General features: G+C 58.2%; 15 protein-coding genes. 13 read left to right on the top strand and 2 right to left on the bottom strand.

Annotated features, from left to right (window positions below; all coding sequences use genetic code 11):
• Positions 1-43: 43 nt before the first annotated feature.
• The 10 genes from AC0L37_RS16255 (at position 44) to AC0L37_RS16210 (ending at position 10883) form a co-directional block, all read left to right on the top strand.
• Positions 44-1393 carry an ABC transporter substrate-binding protein gene (locus AC0L37_RS16255; RefSeq protein WP_282222641.1) on the top strand — a complete coding sequence of 450 codons (1350 nt, stop codon included), beginning with the start codon at positions 44-46 and terminating at the stop codon, positions 1391-1393.
• Between the two features lie 63 nt (positions 1394-1456).
• Positions 1457-2353 carry an ABC transporter permease gene (locus AC0L37_RS16250; RefSeq protein WP_269370532.1) on the top strand — a complete coding sequence of 299 codons (897 nt, stop codon included), beginning with the start codon at positions 1457-1459 and terminating at the stop codon, positions 2351-2353.
• Entirely contained in the window at positions 2353-3216 is an 864-nt protein-coding gene (locus tag AC0L37_RS16245) for an ABC transporter permease (protein WP_249327875.1), read from the top strand. The genes AC0L37_RS16250 and AC0L37_RS16245 overlap by 1 nt, the downstream gene beginning before the upstream one ends.
• A gap of 9 nt (positions 3217-3225) precedes the next feature.
• Entirely contained in the window at positions 3226-4335 is a 1110-nt protein-coding gene (locus AC0L37_RS16240; protein ID WP_282222642.1) for a nucleoside hydrolase, read from the top strand.
• Positions 4336-4408: 73 nt separating this feature from the next.
• A complete protein-coding gene (locus AC0L37_RS16235) occupies positions 4409-5158 on the top strand; it encodes a TSUP family transporter (RefSeq protein WP_282222643.1) in 750 nt (249 codons plus the stop codon).
• Between the two features lie 503 nt (positions 5159-5661).
• On the top strand, positions 5662-6906 hold the full coding sequence (locus tag AC0L37_RS16230; protein WP_282222644.1) for a L,D-transpeptidase family protein: 1245 nt from the start codon (positions 5662-5664) through the stop codon (positions 6904-6906).
• 181 nt (positions 6907-7087) lie between these two features.
• Entirely contained in the window at positions 7088-7636 is a 549-nt protein-coding gene (locus AC0L37_RS16225) for a WD40/YVTN/BNR-like repeat-containing protein (RefSeq protein ID WP_282222645.1), read from the top strand.
• A 292-nt stretch (positions 7637-7928) separates the two neighbouring features.
• Complete coding sequence (locus AC0L37_RS16220; protein WP_282222646.1) at positions 7929-8318, top strand: c-type cytochrome; 390 nt, start codon at positions 7929-7931, stop codon at positions 8316-8318.
• 534 nt (positions 8319-8852) lie between these two features.
• Entirely contained in the window at positions 8853-10304 is a 1452-nt protein-coding gene (locus AC0L37_RS16215) for a multicopper oxidase family protein (RefSeq protein ID WP_269370542.1), read from the top strand.
• 84 nt (positions 10305-10388) lie between these two features.
• Positions 10389-10883: a DUF305 domain-containing protein gene (locus AC0L37_RS16210; protein WP_212659466.1), complete on the top strand. Its 495-nt coding sequence runs from the start codon at positions 10389-10391 to the stop codon at positions 10881-10883.
• A gap of 36 nt (positions 10884-10919) precedes the next feature.
• On the opposite strand, the gene AC0L37_RS16205 is transcribed toward AC0L37_RS16210, so the two are convergent.
• A complete protein-coding gene (locus tag AC0L37_RS16205; RefSeq protein ID WP_282222647.1) occupies positions 10920-11615 on the bottom strand; it encodes a c-type cytochrome in 696 nt (231 codons plus the stop codon).
• Between the two features lie 190 nt (positions 11616-11805).
• Positions 11806-12315, bottom strand: coding sequence for a cytochrome c (locus AC0L37_RS16200; RefSeq protein WP_473313373.1), 510 nt, complete (start codon positions 12313-12315; stop codon positions 11806-11808).
• A 745-nt stretch (positions 12316-13060) separates the two neighbouring features.
• On the opposite strand from AC0L37_RS16200, the gene AC0L37_RS16195 reads away from it, so the two are divergent.
• The 3 genes from AC0L37_RS16195 to AC0L37_RS16185 all read left to right on the top strand — a co-directional run bounded on the left by AC0L37_RS16195 (position 13061) and on the right by AC0L37_RS16185 (position 15373).
• A complete protein-coding gene (locus tag AC0L37_RS16195; RefSeq protein ID WP_282222648.1) occupies positions 13061-13684 on the top strand; it encodes a DUF930 domain-containing protein in 624 nt (207 codons plus the stop codon).
• A 203-nt stretch (positions 13685-13887) separates the two neighbouring features.
• Positions 13888-14118, top strand: coding sequence for a hypothetical protein (locus tag AC0L37_RS16190; protein ID WP_282222649.1), 231 nt, complete (start codon positions 13888-13890; stop codon positions 14116-14118).
• Between the two features lie 157 nt (positions 14119-14275).
• Positions 14276-15373 carry an efflux RND transporter periplasmic adaptor subunit gene (locus tag AC0L37_RS16185; RefSeq protein WP_282222650.1) on the top strand — a complete coding sequence of 366 codons (1098 nt, stop codon included), beginning with the start codon at positions 14276-14278 and terminating at the stop codon, positions 15371-15373.
• Positions 15374-15376: the final 3 nt, after the last annotated feature.

Genomic DNA, 15376 nt, shown 5'->3' with positions numbered 1-15376 from the left:
GAACCAGAAAAACGAATGTTTTCAATGAGGAGGAAAGTCAATCATGCGTAAGATAGCACTAGGCGTTTCAATCGTCGCGATGCTCGCCACTGGCGTCGCACAGGCACAGGATCCGGCAGCGACAGAATTCCGCGAGGGCTTCCTCGCCGGCAGCCTCGACTGGTCTGCCGTCGCCGAGCGCGCCAAATCCGAAGGTACTGTGAACCTCTACTACTGGGGTGGTAGCGACCCACTCAATGTGTGGATGGACAGCATTGTTGCGCCAGCGATGGCCGAACTGGGTGTGACGCTCAATCCCGTTCGCATCACGGGCACCAAGGACGCCGTTGATCTCGTGCTGGCCGAACTCGGTTCGGGCAAGATGGTTGGTGAAGGCAGCGTCGACGCAATCTGGCTGAACGGCGAGAACTTCTCGACCCTGAAAAAGCAGGACGCTCTGTTTGGCGCGTTTGCTCCGTTGCTGCCCAATGCCAAAAACATTGAGTGGGACGAAGCAGATCCCCGCTCGCTGCTCAACCTGCGCGACTTCGGCGTGCTCACCGGCGGCGCAGAAGTGCCATGGTCTGGCGAGCAGTATGTTTGCGCCGTCAATGCTGATCGCGTCAGCGCTGAAGACGTACCGCACTCCTTTGATGGCCTGCAGACCTATCTCGAAGCCAATCCGGGCAAGTTCATCTACGTCAAGCCGCCGCACTACATCGGCAACACCTTCGTTCAGGAAGCGGTCTATGCGCACAATCCTGATGGCACCGGCGCAGCACCGTTTCAGCAGTCGCTTGACGAACTGGGTGCTGCCGAACTGGCTCGCCTGATCGCACCGGGTCTGGAATACCTCAAGAACATCGAGCCACTGCTGCTCGGTGGTGACAGCGGTACGCCACGCTATCCCGAAGATTCAAACGCGCTGGATGGCCTGTTCCTTAACGGTGAAGTGAACTTCAACTGCAAGTTCGGTCTTTATGCCGTCGCCACCGGCCTCAGCCAGGGTACCTATCCTGAAGCGGCTCAGGAGTTCGTGTTTCCCGAAGGCAACATGATCAAGAACAAGAACTATCTGGCAATTCCAGCCAATGCTCCGAACCCCGGTGCAGCCCTTGTTCTGGCCGATTACATGTCGACCGTGGAAGCGCAGATTTCCAAGCTCGAGTTCACTGGCATGCCAGCGGGTATCGATCCCTGGTTGCTCAGCGACGAAGATGCTGCAGCTCTCGCTGCTGCCTCGCCAGGCCACACCGGTCTGGAAGCAGCCGATCTCGACGCCAACATCGCTCCAGACACCAATGCGACCCTGGTCGATGTGATCGAAGCCACCTGGCTCGAATACATCGAACGCGACAGCACGGACTCGATCGAAACGATCGTGACCCGCGCTGCGGAAAACCTGAACCAGTAGTGCAATTGGTGGCCCGGCTGCAGGCCGGGTCACCTGTCTTCAATTTCGTCCCGGAAGTTTGATATGGCACGCTCCCAAGAAAGCGCACTGAGGGAAAAACTGTGGCTGTGGCTGCAGCTCTCCCCGGTATTGCTCATCCTCGCTGTGCTCTTTGGTGGCGCGCTGGTGCTCGCCGTCGTGCAATCTCTGGGCTTCGCACCCTGGTTCGGCGTCAACACCTTTCCCAGCTTCCAGTATTTTGGCGCGTTGTGGGGCTCAGTATCATTCTGGGAGTCACTGTGGCTGACGCTCTACTATGCGACTGTTTCTACGGTGATCGCATTGGCCATGGGCATCGCGCTCGCTCTGGCGCTGGTGCGCACTTTCCCCGGCAAGCAGCTCTACAAATACATCTACAAGCTGCCCCTGATGATCCCCTATACGGTGGGTATCGCCCTGGCCGTGATCATGCTGGGCAATGGCGGCATGGTTTCGCGACTGGCTGCGTTCTTTGGCTTCATTTCTGATCCCTCACAGTTTCCGCAAATCCTCAAGACCCATGCGGGTTGGGGTATTATCGCTGTCTATGTCTGGAAACAGGTGCCGTTCATTACCCTGGCAATCTATGCCGTCATGCTGGGTGTTGGGCGCGAGACCGAAGAGGCCGCAGCCATTCTTGGCGCCAATCGCTGGCAGATCCTTTCCCAGGTCACACTGCCCCAGATCATGCCCGGCGTCGTCTCGTCGACCCTGATTTGCTTTGCCTTCAATGTGGGTGCCTTCGAGGCCCCGTTCATCCTGGGTGGTGGCTTCCCCGATACGCTGCCCGTAGTGGCATGGCGCTATTTCAACGATGCGGACTACACGCTGCAACTTCAGGGCATGGCCACCGTGGTGTCCATTGCGCTGGTCGCGGGCGTCATCCTGTTCACCTACCTGGCCATCTATCGCCGCTTTGAACGCAAGATCGGGAGAAACTGATGGCCCGCAAATTTTCTAATACGGCGCTGAACAACCAGCTCTCGGGCTTCCAGAAGATCTATCTGATCCTCATCGTCGGGTTCATTCTGGGACCATTCTTGCCGCTTATCATTCAGAGCCTGGCCTTCCGTTGGGCCTGGCCTGACCTGCTCCCCAGTACGTGGTGGATGGATCAGCGCGAAATCTCCAAGCTGCCGCTTGCATGGGACTATGTGCTCTCGCCCTATAGCCGCATTCTGGAAGCGACGATCAATACCGTGCTGATCGGCAGCATCGTCACCGTGATCTGTCTGGCCATCTGCCTGCCGGCAGCGCGCGTTCTCGCTCGGGAGAGTTTTCGCGGCAAATCCGCCTTCGAGTTCTTCCTGTCCCTGCCACTGATCGTCCCTGAGGCGGCAATCGGCATCGCCTTGCTGATGATCTTCATCCGCATGGGCATCGCCGGCAGCTATGTCGGCATCATCATTGCGCACCTCATTCCCACCATTCCCTACATGATCCGCATGCTGACCGCGGTTTATCAGGGCCTGGGCAAGGATTTTGAAGAACAGGCGATGATCCTGGGCGCGAGCCGTTGGCAGGTTATGCGGCTTGTCACGCTACCCATGCTGCTGCCCGGCGTAGTGGCGGGTGCCCTGTTCACCTTCCTGGTGTCCACCAACATCTTCCTGCTCACCTTCTTTCTGGGGCAGGGGAAGATCATCACCTTGCCAACCCTGCTGTTCTCAAAGATCGCGGGCGGAACACTGGATGCGTCAGCAGCCGGCATCACGCTGGTGGTGACCCTGCCAGGGGTGGTCCTGCTCATCATTTCCGAGCGCTTCATCAAGGAAGAAGCCTTCGGCAAGGGCTTCGGCAACTAGGATTTCGATATGTTAGACCAGTCTGTGCTCGCGCGCTTTCCCAAGCTGTCCGCAGAGCTCTATCAAAGCCGTCTCGCCCATCCCGGCCATGCCGCCCGCGTCATCATCGACACGGACACTGCCAATGAGATAGATGATCAGTATGCGCTGGCCTGGGCCTTGCTCTCTCCTGATCGCGTGCGGCTTGAAGGCGTGACGGCAGTGCCGTTCTCCTTTGCCCACCACAAGAAAGACCTCATTCGCTCGGTCGCCATTCTCAAAAGAGGTGGTCCGGAGAATCCTGTTGAAGAGAAGTTCATGGGTGGTCTGTCCGGTTGGGCGCAGCGCATGGTCGATACCGGACGCGATCCCAACCAGACGCTGTTTACGCTCCCCGACGAAGGCGTCGAACTGTCCTATCAGGAAATCCTGCGCGTCTTTGCCAAGTGCGGCGTGGACCCCGAGGACAAGGTGTTCCGGGGATCTCCTGGTTATCTTGAGAGCTTCGATGCGCCTCTAGATACCCCGGCGGCACGATTCATCATCGACAGCGCCCGCCGTCGCGAGGATGGGCCGGTCTATGTGCTGGCCATGGGTGCGTTGACCAATGTCGCCTCGGCCCTGCTGCTAGCGCCCGATATCATCGACAATATCGTGGTGGTCTGGACCGCCGGTTTCCCAACCTATGCACCATTTTCGAACCTGCCATCGCTCAATTTGGTGCAGGACAGGTTATCCTCCCGCTTGCTGTTTGACTGCGGTGTGCCGCAGGTCTATCTGCCAGGCTATCACGTCGGTGCGCAGCTCAAGATTTCACTTCCCGAAATGGAGCGCTTCGTGAAGGAGCAGGGTGCCATTGGCGACTATCTGCACCAGCTCTACACCAACAATCCGCTGCATGAGATGTTCGCCATAACCGGCGCCGAGGCCAAGACCTGGGTGATCTGGGACATGATCAACATCGCCTGGCTACTCGACCCGGGCTATGTTTCAACCTTTGACACCCAGTCGCCCAGCCTGGACGAAGACTTGTACTGGCGCCAGGACAGCACAAGGCACCCCATGGTCGAGGCGTTTGATCTCAACCGCGATGCGATCTTCGAGGATTTCTACCGTTGCCTGAGTAAGGCCCCTGCCTAGGTGTCTTGGTTTTGCGGTGCGAAGGTCGGTACCACCCCGACTGACATATCTCCAAACTGAGTTGGGCACCGGAATGACCATAGTTGATCTGTGCCAGCTCATGCTGGTCGCCGGCGCCGCCGCCTACCTGCAAACCCTGACCGGCTTCGCCTTTGGCCTGGTCATGATGGCCGCCATAGCCTTGCTGGGGCTCATTTCGCTGTCCGACGCCGCGATTGTCGTGGGCATCCTGTCCCTGGTGAACGCGGTCCACATTCTTGTCAGAGGATGGCGGAATGTCGCCTGGCACGAATTCTTGCTGGTGATTGGCCCAACGCTGGCTGCAACAATCGCCGGCTATGCCATTATCGAGCATGTGGCCGCTGCAAACCTGGCAGTGCTGCAATTGGTCCTGGGCCTGGTGATTATCGCGGCAGCCGCACAACTCCTCCTCAGACCTCACCCATTGGCCGAGCCATCACCCCCACGGCACTTCATTATGGCTGGTGCCGCCGGAGGTCTGCTCGGAGGGTTGTTTTCAACGGCGGGGCCGCCTCTGGTCTATCTGTTCTATCGCCAGCCCATGGCGGTTGCGACGATTCGTGTAACGCTGGTCCTGGTGTTCACAGTCAGCATTCTGTTGCGCACGACGATGGCCATTGCGACTGGTGGCTTTCCGTATGCCACGGTGTGGTGGAGCCTGCTGGCAATCCCTGCCATTCTGATGGCCACTGAAATCGCCCATCGATGGCCCCCCGCGATGGCACCCAATACCCTACGTCGGCTAACATTCGGATTGCTGCTGGCTTCGGGGCTCAGCCTGAGCGTTCAGGCGCTGCTCTAGCGATCACCGTTCTCGGCGATGCTCAAAGACGCTTGGCGAACTATCGCCGCAATGTTCCCTATTGTAATGTCTTGGCACGATGCGGATATGATCCAGTGCCTTGGGGTTAGGCTTTGAACGCTTCGCGAGCAGTACAGGCAGTTTTCAAGACGCGCGCCATTTTGCTTGTCGCGTTGGTTGCTCTATGGACTGCCGGCGCTGGTTTGCATCACGTACCAGATGCCCAGGCACACACCATCGACGTCGCGGATATCGCCTCGCATCACACCTCCCAAGAGAACGTTGACACAACGGTGGACAGCCGTCTCGATCGTTGCTGTTCAGGAATTTGGTGCGTTGCACTATTGCCCCGAACAGAATCAGATTTACGGTCCGTAGGCTGCGAAATTGCCACTTCTTCGCCACTGGTAAACGCCGCTACTGCGATTTCGAACCGTCTTGAGCGCCCGCCGAGATCCGCCTGATTTTTTGACGTTGCTCCAACATCAAATCAGGAAATCAAGATGAAACGAAGAGACTTCATAAGACTGCTCCCTCTTGCTGCCGGCGCGATGCTGGCCAAGCCAGGATACGCTCAGCAATCAATATGGGATATGATGTCCCGCAGCCGCACGCTCGACCAGACCGATCGCGAAACGCATAGCGTCGCGGCGTTACAAGCGGTGGATACGAATGAACCTATCCTGTCGTACGACACTGCCAACAACCTGCAACTCGCTATCGCACAGTATGAGCCGTTCGTTCTCGCGGGCGGTTGGGAACAGGTGCCGCAAGAAGCGTATGGACTAAACATCGGCAACGCTCGCGATGCGGTAATTGCGCTCAAACGTCGGTTGATATCGTCGACGGACATGCCGTTGACCGAGCGCATAGACGACAGATTTGATACGCCGCTGGATGCCGGCCTACGCAGGTTCCAAGCACGGCATGGGCTGCTGATTAGCGGCCAGGTGGATGAAGCCACCTGGTATGCACTAAATGTGCCGGCCGAGGCTCGCTTGCACCAGCTGCGCCTGAACCTGTTACGGGTGCAGGCAATGGCCCCGAAGCTGGCGGATCGTTACGTTGTGGTCAACATTCCTGCCGCGTCAATTGAGACCGTCGATGCCGGCAAGGTTTCACGCCGACACACAGCCATCGTGGGTCGCATAGATCGGCAAACCCCAATTCTCAAAAGCCGTATTCACGAGATTAACTTCAACCCGTTCTGGAACGTCCCGGTCAGCATTATCCGACGTGATCTGATCAAGTACATGAATGAGGACGCCGATTACCTGACCAAGCAGAATATCAGGATTTATGATGGACAGGGCAAGCAGTTACAGCCCTCCGACATCAACTGGCAAACTGAAGATGCGGTCAACTACAACTTCCGCCAGGACCCTGGACCAAACAATTCCATGGGAAATGTGAAAATCAACTTTCATAACCGTCATGCAGTCTATCTGCATGATACACCGACCAAGGGATTGTTCGGAGAGAACGCACGTTTCTATTCATCTGGCTGCGTTCGTGTCGACGAAGTTCAAGATTTTGTTGAGTGGGTGCTGCGCGACAATGGCGATTGGGCAAGACCTGAGATCGCTGGCATTTTCGCCAGCGGCGAGCGCAAGGACGTCGCGGTGAAAAATCCTGTCGAACTTCACACCACTTATATTTCGGCATGGGCCAATCGCCAGGGGACCGTCAGCTTCCGCGATGACGTGTATGAATTCGATATGGCGGGCAAAGTAAATCTCGAGGGATAGCCTTCAGAATAGGCGTGAAGGACCAGATTATCTGGCTCTCCCGCCTGTCGCCAATATGTTGACGATCGCGATCGCGAAACGCCTCAGCCGGCATTGAACTTGCTCTGGTGCGTGCGGTCTCGCCGCTTTGGGCGACTGGCACATTCGCCGTCCAAAGCAGCTTACCAAAAATGGAACCGAAATGAACCGCTTTACCCTTTTCCTTCTGTCATCAATTGCCTTGCTGTCCGCACCCGCCGTTCGTGCTGATAGTCACGGTGTTCCCATATCCTCACTGGCGCATGCTCACGGTATAGCCTTCGCAACGAACCCGGCGGCCGGTGTGATCCTGGCGACGCACCACGGGGTCTACAATGTCGATGACGCAGGTCAGGCAATTTTGATTTCTCAGCCAGACGATTTCATGGGGTTCACTCGTGTTCAGGGAGACCGCTTCATAGCTAGCGGACACCCCGTGCAAGGCGGCAATATGGGCGTTCTGCTATCCGAAAATGCGGGAGCTGACTGGGATCGCATCGCCGATGGCAGCAATGGCCCAGTCGATTTCCACGCGATGAGTGTCAGCGCTGCTGACCGGCAGACGGTCTATGGACTTTATGGGGGGATCCAGGTCAGCCAGGACGGGGGGAGAGCTGGACCCAGACTGGTCCCGGTGCTCCCGACACGATCGATATCGCAGCTGCACCTGACTCTCGCGGATCCGTCTACGCAGGAACCCGTTCGGGCCTGATGTTCAGCGACGACTTTGGTGCAAGCTGGGCACTTCAAGGGCCCGAGGGCGTACCAGTCACGGCAGTAGAGGCGAGCTCTACGGGAACGGTGTATGCGTTTTTTGCCGGCGCGGGCCTGTTCGCTCGGAACTCTGACGGAAAGTGGTCTGCTCTCTCAGAGAGTTTCGGAAACCAAGTGATGCTGCACATCGCTTTGGACGAGGCCTCGCCAGACCGCATGGCATCGGTGCTCGACGACGGCTCGGTTCTACTCAGCTCAGACGGCGGTGTGACCTGGCGCGCCTTGGGGTCATGATTGCTTTGCGGGCCGCCATTGTCGCGGCACTTCTGACGACGCCAGCTTTTGCCCAAGCCACACTGCCCGATGGGACGGCCCTATATCGAGACAATTGTGCGAGCTGTCACGGTGCAGATCTGAAAGGTCAGCCAGACTGGATGTCACCCTTGCCTGATGGCAGGCGTCGGGCGCCCCCGCACGACGCCTCGGGTCACACCTGGCATCATTCAGACGAGCAATTGCTAAGGATAATCCGAGACGGGTTGGGCGCCATAGCGCCTGGCTATGAATCCGACATGCCGGTCTTTGGTGAAACACTCTCCGACGCGGAAATCATGTCGATACTGGGGTTCATCAAGCAAGGCTGGCCGGAGCGCGAGCGGCGGTACCAGCAGGAACGGTGAACCAGACGCTACGCCGACCCGCCGCCACTTAATGGCTGCAGGGGGCGTTCGCGCGCCGTAGATTTGGCTGTGCAACCATCTTGACCTTGCCACGGTTGTAATCACTACATCGGTCGCTGAATGACACCAAAGGGGATACCGGTCATCTGCAGAATTGGCACGCTATTGCTGGTCACGATGCTGTTTCTTGGACAGCTGATTGCGTTCGCCCCAGCGCACGGCGCAACCGTGAATGGCTCGGGTCAGACAATTGCGGCATCGGCGATGCCGCATGTAGAACTTTCCCCAATGCTGTCGATGTCTGACCATGAAGACGGGACAATTCATCATTCTGGGGGAGCACACTGCATCGGGTGCGCGATTGTGGCGCCGTTGTACAGCTTTGGGTCCCGGTCGGTTAAGCATTCACAGGTCATTCCTTTCGTCCAGATGCTCGCACATTCGGTTCAGCTTCCCCATTTCCGCCCGCCCATAGCTCCGTTCGATTGATGTCACTCCGGCATATGCCGGACACCTCTTTTGATGGAGATTCACATGAGCATGAAGCTCTCACGCCGAGCATTTCTCGGTTCTGCGGCCATTGCTGGTGCCGCCACTATCCTGCCGTCGCGATGGGCCCTTGGCGCCTCGCAGTCCAAGACCCTGACGATCGAAAAACGCACGATCGAGGTTCTCGGCAGAGCTGCCAGTGTTTACGGCCTTGCTGGACCAGACGGACGACAAGGTTTGTTTCTCGGGGCCGATGAGCCGTTCACGGTCACCCTCGATAACCAGCTGGATGTGGACAGCATCATCCACTGGCATGGTCAGACACCCGCCCCCGATCTCGATGGTGTCGCGGACACAGGCTACGTCGGGCCCTTGGCTTCCGGGGAAACGCGAGAGTACGATTTTACGCCACGACCCGGCACCCATTGGATGCACTCCCACCACGGACTCCAGGAGCAGCGCCAACTTGCTGCCCCGTTGATTGTACGGACACGTGAAGACGAAGCCGCCGACGTGCAGGATGCAACCGTGCTGCTTCATGACTTCGCTTTCCGCAGCCCGGAAGACATTCTCGAAGACTTGGTAGGCGCGACCGCAAGCGGTCAAGATGGCGTGTCCATGGGCGGCATGATGGGTGGCATGATGATGCCGGGAATGAACAACGCCCCCATGATGGGTGGGACCTCCATGATGGCCATGGATCTCAATGATGTTGAATACGACGCCTATCTGGCCAATGACCGGACTTTAGAGGATCCCGAGGTCATTCGGGCTGAGCGCAACGGTCGAGTGCGGCTGCGATTGATCAACGGGGCGGCCTCAACGGCCTTCTGGATTGACCTTGGTGCCACGCAAGGCACCGTGATTGCTGTGGACGGCAATGATGTTGAGCCAGTCGAGGGGTCTCTGTTTCCCCTCGCCCAGGCCCAACGGATCGACTTGTTGATCGATGTTGCTCCCGGCTCAATTGTGCCAGTCTTTGCGCAGCGGGAAGGTGGGCGGGAACGCACGGGGGTAATCCTCGCCGCGCCCGACGTTACCATTCCCAGATTTTCCGAGCTCGCAGACAATGACATAGGACCGGTCGACCTATCGCTTGAGGCTGTACTGCGCGCCAAATCAACCCCGGGAGCACGTTCGACTGCCAAGTCGTCAGTCATGCTGATGGGCGCCATGTCTCCCTATGCCTGGAACATCGATGGCAATTACTGGCCCGATACCCGACCAATTGAGGTGAGGCAAGGCGAGCGCATTGAGCTTGAAATGATGAACCACTCCATGATGGCCCATCCGATGCATCTGCACGGGCATCACTTTCAAGTCACCAATATCAACGGGAAACCTTTGGCTGGTGCGATCCGCGACACGGTCGTTGTGCCGCCCATGGGCCGTATTTCAATTGCATTCGACGCCGATAATCCAGGCAGATGGTTGTTCCACTGCCACAACCTCTACCACATGGCGACCGGCATGATGGGCGAAGTCCGATACGTATAGCCTGACCCATGGGGTTCCGGGCGGCGGTATGATTGTGCGGAACCCGAGCCAGCACCCCAACACTGCACAACAAGGAGGCTCTCCATGAGCTACGCAAAATTTGCGGCAATGATCCTGACGTCTACCATCGTCATGTTTGGCCTGATGTACCTGAATACTTTTGCACTCGACCACATCTTCTGGAGCCAGACCCGCGGCTGGATGGCACTGTTGATGGGCGCCGTAATGGCCATCATCATGCTGCTGTTCATGCTCTCCATGTACAAGAACAAGGCCGTGAACATCGCCATATTGGTGGGCGCAGCTGTGATCTTTGCTGGCTCGCTCTGGTTGGTTCGCAGTCAGCAGACTGTCGGCGACGTGGACTATATGAAGGCCATGATCCCTCACCACTCGATAGCCATTCTGACCAGTTCCCGCGCTCACATTAAAGACCCGCGCGTGCGTGAGTTGGCTGATGGCATTATTGAGGCTCAGGTGCGTGAGATAGCCGAAATGAAACAGCTGATCGCCGATCTCGAGGCCAATCCGCCGGCGGCAGGTGCCAACGAACTGCCGCCGACTGTTCCCACTCAATAGCTCTACTAGGCGTCGCTCCTTCAACTGGGGGCGGCGCTAGTCTTTGATGTCCAGCAGGTAGGTGGCCATGTCATCAAGATGTTTGGAAAGCAGGAATCTGGTACTGCCGTGCACCACTTCAGCCATGGAGCCTCCAAGTGTATCTCCATCTGGCAGAACGCCCGTTTTCAACGCCGAAACGAGGTTTTCTTTCGTCCACCCATTAGTCAGCAGATCATGCGACGTTATTGAAGGGGATGCACCGCCGTCCTGCATAACAGGATCACCGCTGAGGTCTCCTTCAGGCGCCAAACCACCGGCGAGATTTCGCGGAGAATGGCACGCCGCACAATGTGTTGGTCCCAAAACAAGATACCTGCCCTGGTTCCAGGCCTCAGATCGCGAAGGGTCCTCTTTGTAGGTGTAAACTCTTTCAAACAGTGACCGCCACGGCTTTAACCCTAGCCGGATATCGAACGGGAACTTGACGGCGTTGGGCGTTGACGGCGCCGCTACGGCAGGCACCTCTTGAAGAGCTTCCCAGATATCGGCGAGATCCCGATCCGTCAGACTGGCGTAGAACTCAAAGGGAAACGCGGGGTAATAGGATTCCCCGTCCGGCGACACGCCTTGGCGTACCGCGCGTGCGAACTGCTGAAATGTCCAGCGCCCGATGCCGTACTCGGCATCCGGGGTGATGTTGGGGGCGTAGAAATTGCCAAATTTTGATTCCAGGGCCGCTCCACCAGACATTGGTTTCCCGCCTGGCGCCGTGTGGCAGGTTACGCAGCCCGCCAACCTGGCTAAGTAGGCTCCCCGCTTTGCATCCCCTTTGAGCTCGGGTACCGACTGCGTTGCGGGGAGAGGCCAAACCACCAAGGCAAGCACGGCCATAGCCGCAGCGAAAACGGTCAAGATCGACAATAAATATAGCCGTTTCATGCTACCGCCTAAACGCTGCATGACAGGAAGAACAAGTTGCCGTGATCTCGGCAACAATCTGCTTTGGCTCGCGGGGCTGCGCGGCGATATCGCCCGAAGGCGCGGAGCTGGCTATCAGGGAATCAATGGCGTCCGAGCTTGCCTGCTCCTCGCTTGGAAGCCCCATCAGGCCCTCAAAGCTCATTGCTTCCCATTCTGTCGGTGGCTGTTCCACTACCTCAGCAGCAGTTGGCTCAAGTCCAAGACGAGCTGGCTCTGCCGCCATGGCAAGCTCGTCGCCTAACTCTGCCAAGCGGCTCGAATAGTCGGAGAATTTTTCCCAGCGCTGCCATATCTCGGGCCGCGCAACGGAAGGTGCGTCCAAACTGCCTTCCGGGAACAGGCCTGTCATAGCGCTGCCAGCATGCATGCTGATCATACCGGCCGCTTCTACGATGGTTGCCTGCTCGACTTGTCCTCCGCCTTCCAGCAGCGGGGTCAGGGCTTTCACCTGCTCGGCGAGCATCATCATGCCCATCATCCGGTCTGCAACGATTCCCGTTGCACCCCCGTGGCCCGTTGCCGTTACGCTTGTTCCAAGCGCAATTCCGCCGGCTACTAGCCAAGCGAATACACTGATTCTATTCATAAAAATTTTCCCGCAAGGTTTCCTTGGCCGTTAGGACGGCCGCACCAGATGGTCGGTGGTTAGGGGCGCGGAGGACGAATATCCGGCGGAGGGCCGATGGCGGTACTGCGGGTCTTGAGTAGGCGGACAAAGCCAATACGGTCTGCAACTCGACAGTGTTCGACTAACAACACCGCGAAGATCATGGGAGAGCCGCAGTGTACCAGCGAGCCAGGCGATTGATGATGGTCGGTCCCATTGAGCTCTGGGACCAAATCGACATGCGCCGCCACCGATTGGGCATGGTCCAGGTCTGGCGCCGCATGGGCAGGAGCACTGCCCAGGTATATCACCAAGCACATGGCAAGAAGGTGGACGATGCAGCGGAACGACTTCAACCAATGTATCCTATTGTTCGCCCCGATGACGATTGAGTGTCTTGCGCACGAACTCAAGCGACAGCACACCGTCTTCAGGTTAACAAAGCGCTAACTGAAGTCCAGGGCAATCCGCGCGAGGAGAGCTTTGGCTTGGATTGCGCATCATCCGATCTTTACGGCCAACAGTCCAACCTATGCCCATGCCAATTGCTTTCCCCATGAGAAGTCCGATGTGGGGCCCCGGAGCAATCTCGATCGCAGGGCACGTCATGCTCGTTGCTGCTTTGCTGGCCTTTCCTGTGTCCCGGCAATTGTCCAGCCCACGCCAGCGCGTCATCTCGGTGGATCTGGTTTCCGCGCAACGGGCGGCCCCCACAGAACCGCTACCCGATACGGGGCAGCTAACTGCACAAGTTTCTGCTCCCCAGACCGCCACGCCACCTCTTGTGGCACCCAAGTCGGTCGCGCCCATGCCAGCTACCAACAACCCCGATGATATGACCGATGCGGTCAACTTGCTGGCGAGCGACATCCTGCACGATCCAGCTAATCGGGAAGTCCGAGAGATGCTGCCGCGACTGGACCGATACGAGAGAATTACCCAACTGTGCAGCATTGAAGCGCTGGAACAGGTGCGGTTAAGCGGTGCCGCAGCGTTGGCTGACTCTGCAGTGCCCAGTGCGTTTGGGGATACTTCGATATCTGGAGTCGTCATGAAAGCACCGAACGGCGCCTACCGTGCGGATAGGAGGTGGTTCGAAATTAGCTTTGAATGCACTGTTGGAGACGATCTCGAGAGCGTTGCCGCGTTCAAGTTTCGCCTTGGCAGGCCAATCCCGAAAGACGCTTGGGAGAGCCACAACTTGATAGCAGAAGATTTCGACGACGACTGATCGATGGTCTGAAGTCCGGTCAGTCTTTCCAGCGCGAAGCGGAAGCCTTGGCTTGATCCAAAACCACCCGCGTCAGTCTTTCGACGCGCCCCGGCGTTCCTGCCGGGACGTGGCGAAGACCATTCCGCGGAGGCTGTTGCACCATCTGCCCTGACTAGACGATGCGTGCGCTTCACACAAAGGTTCCCCTGCGAAGCCCCGCCATGCGGCAGCTCAATGCCGACCGCGGAGATGACACTGCTCCCGGTAAACGACGCCCATCGGCGCCAAAAAAGGCGTTGCAAAACGACATGCGATTAGATGACAGCCTCGGCCCCATTGTTGCGGGCGGGCGGATGTCCTGCATGGTGTCGCTGTTGAGCATCGGTTTCACAGAACTATCTATTGATTTCAATGGAGTAAGAGTTTGCAGTTCTGATCTGACCGGCGCGTGACTTCTTTTCAAACATCACTTCAGCCACCACTGCCAAAGGCAGTCCGTGTCATGCGGGCTTTGTTGCGGCAAACCGATCGGCCGCCGCGATGGTGCTTGCAATCCAATGGGGAACAACGCTCGTATCAGTTTGAGTAGTTAACCCGAGAAACACAGCAATGGCGTCACCCCAGCACGCGGATAATCCCCAGCCAGTGCGCCGTCGTCGCCGAAACTGGCGCTGGTTGATCGTACTCTTGGTGCTGCTGGTCGGCGCGGGCGCCTATGGCTATGTGCAGCGCCCCTGGGAAACCAAACCGACCGCCGTGGCCGTTGAAACCGTGTCCGAAGCACCGGTCTCCCAATTGCTGGCCGTCAATGGGCGGGTGGCTGCCCGCGATGTGGTCAATATCCGCTCTGCTGTATCCGGTCTGGTCACCAATGTCGGGGCTCGTGAAGGCGCCAGCGTGGCCTTGGGCGATCTGCTGGTGCAAGTCGACACCGCCCAGCCCCAGGCGCTGGTGGATCAGGCGCAGGCGGCCCGCGCAGCCGGACTGGTCAGGCAGGCTCAGGCGCAGGCCGATGCGGACCGGGCCCGTGCTCTGGGTGATAACGCTACCCGCGCCACCCGCGAAGATGCCGAACGCAGCCTCACCGCCGCCAGCAACGAAGTTGCGCGACTGACGGCAGCCCTGGAGCAGGTGCAAAGCCAGCTCAGCCAATACACCATCACCGCCCCGCTCAGCGGCACCGTACTTGACCGCTCGGTCGATCAGGGCCAGTTGATCGACACCCAGACGGCTTTGTTCACCGTCGCCGATCTCAGCCAGTTGCTGGTTGAGACCGATGTCGACGAACTCTATTCTGCCCGCATCAAGCAGGGCCTGAAGGCTCTGCTCAAACCTGTTGGTGATACCGTCCCCCAGCATGGCACGGTGGTTTTTGCCGCGCCCACGGTTGATCCGAGCACCGGGGGCAGGGCCATCAAGATCGCCTTTGACCAGCCTGTCGATTTGCCCGTGGGCCTGACCGTCAACGCCAATATCATTGTGGCGCAAACCGACGCCGCCCTGGCCATTCCGCGCGGTGCGATCCTGACCGAAGACACTCAGAGCCATGTGCTGCTGGTCCAGGATGGTCTGGCGGTTGCGCGTGAAATCGAATTCTCCGACTGGCCTGCTGACCGCGTCATCGTCAACCAGGGCCTGGCCATTGGCGATCAGGTCATTCTTGATCCGACCAGTGTGACGCCGGGCCAGAGCGTGGTGGCGGAATAGCCA

The sequence above is a fragment of the Devosia sp. J2-20 genome (genome assembly GCF_055808475.1).
Note: the sequence above shows the minus strand (reverse complement) of the source record. Positions and strands in the feature narration are given on the sequence as shown.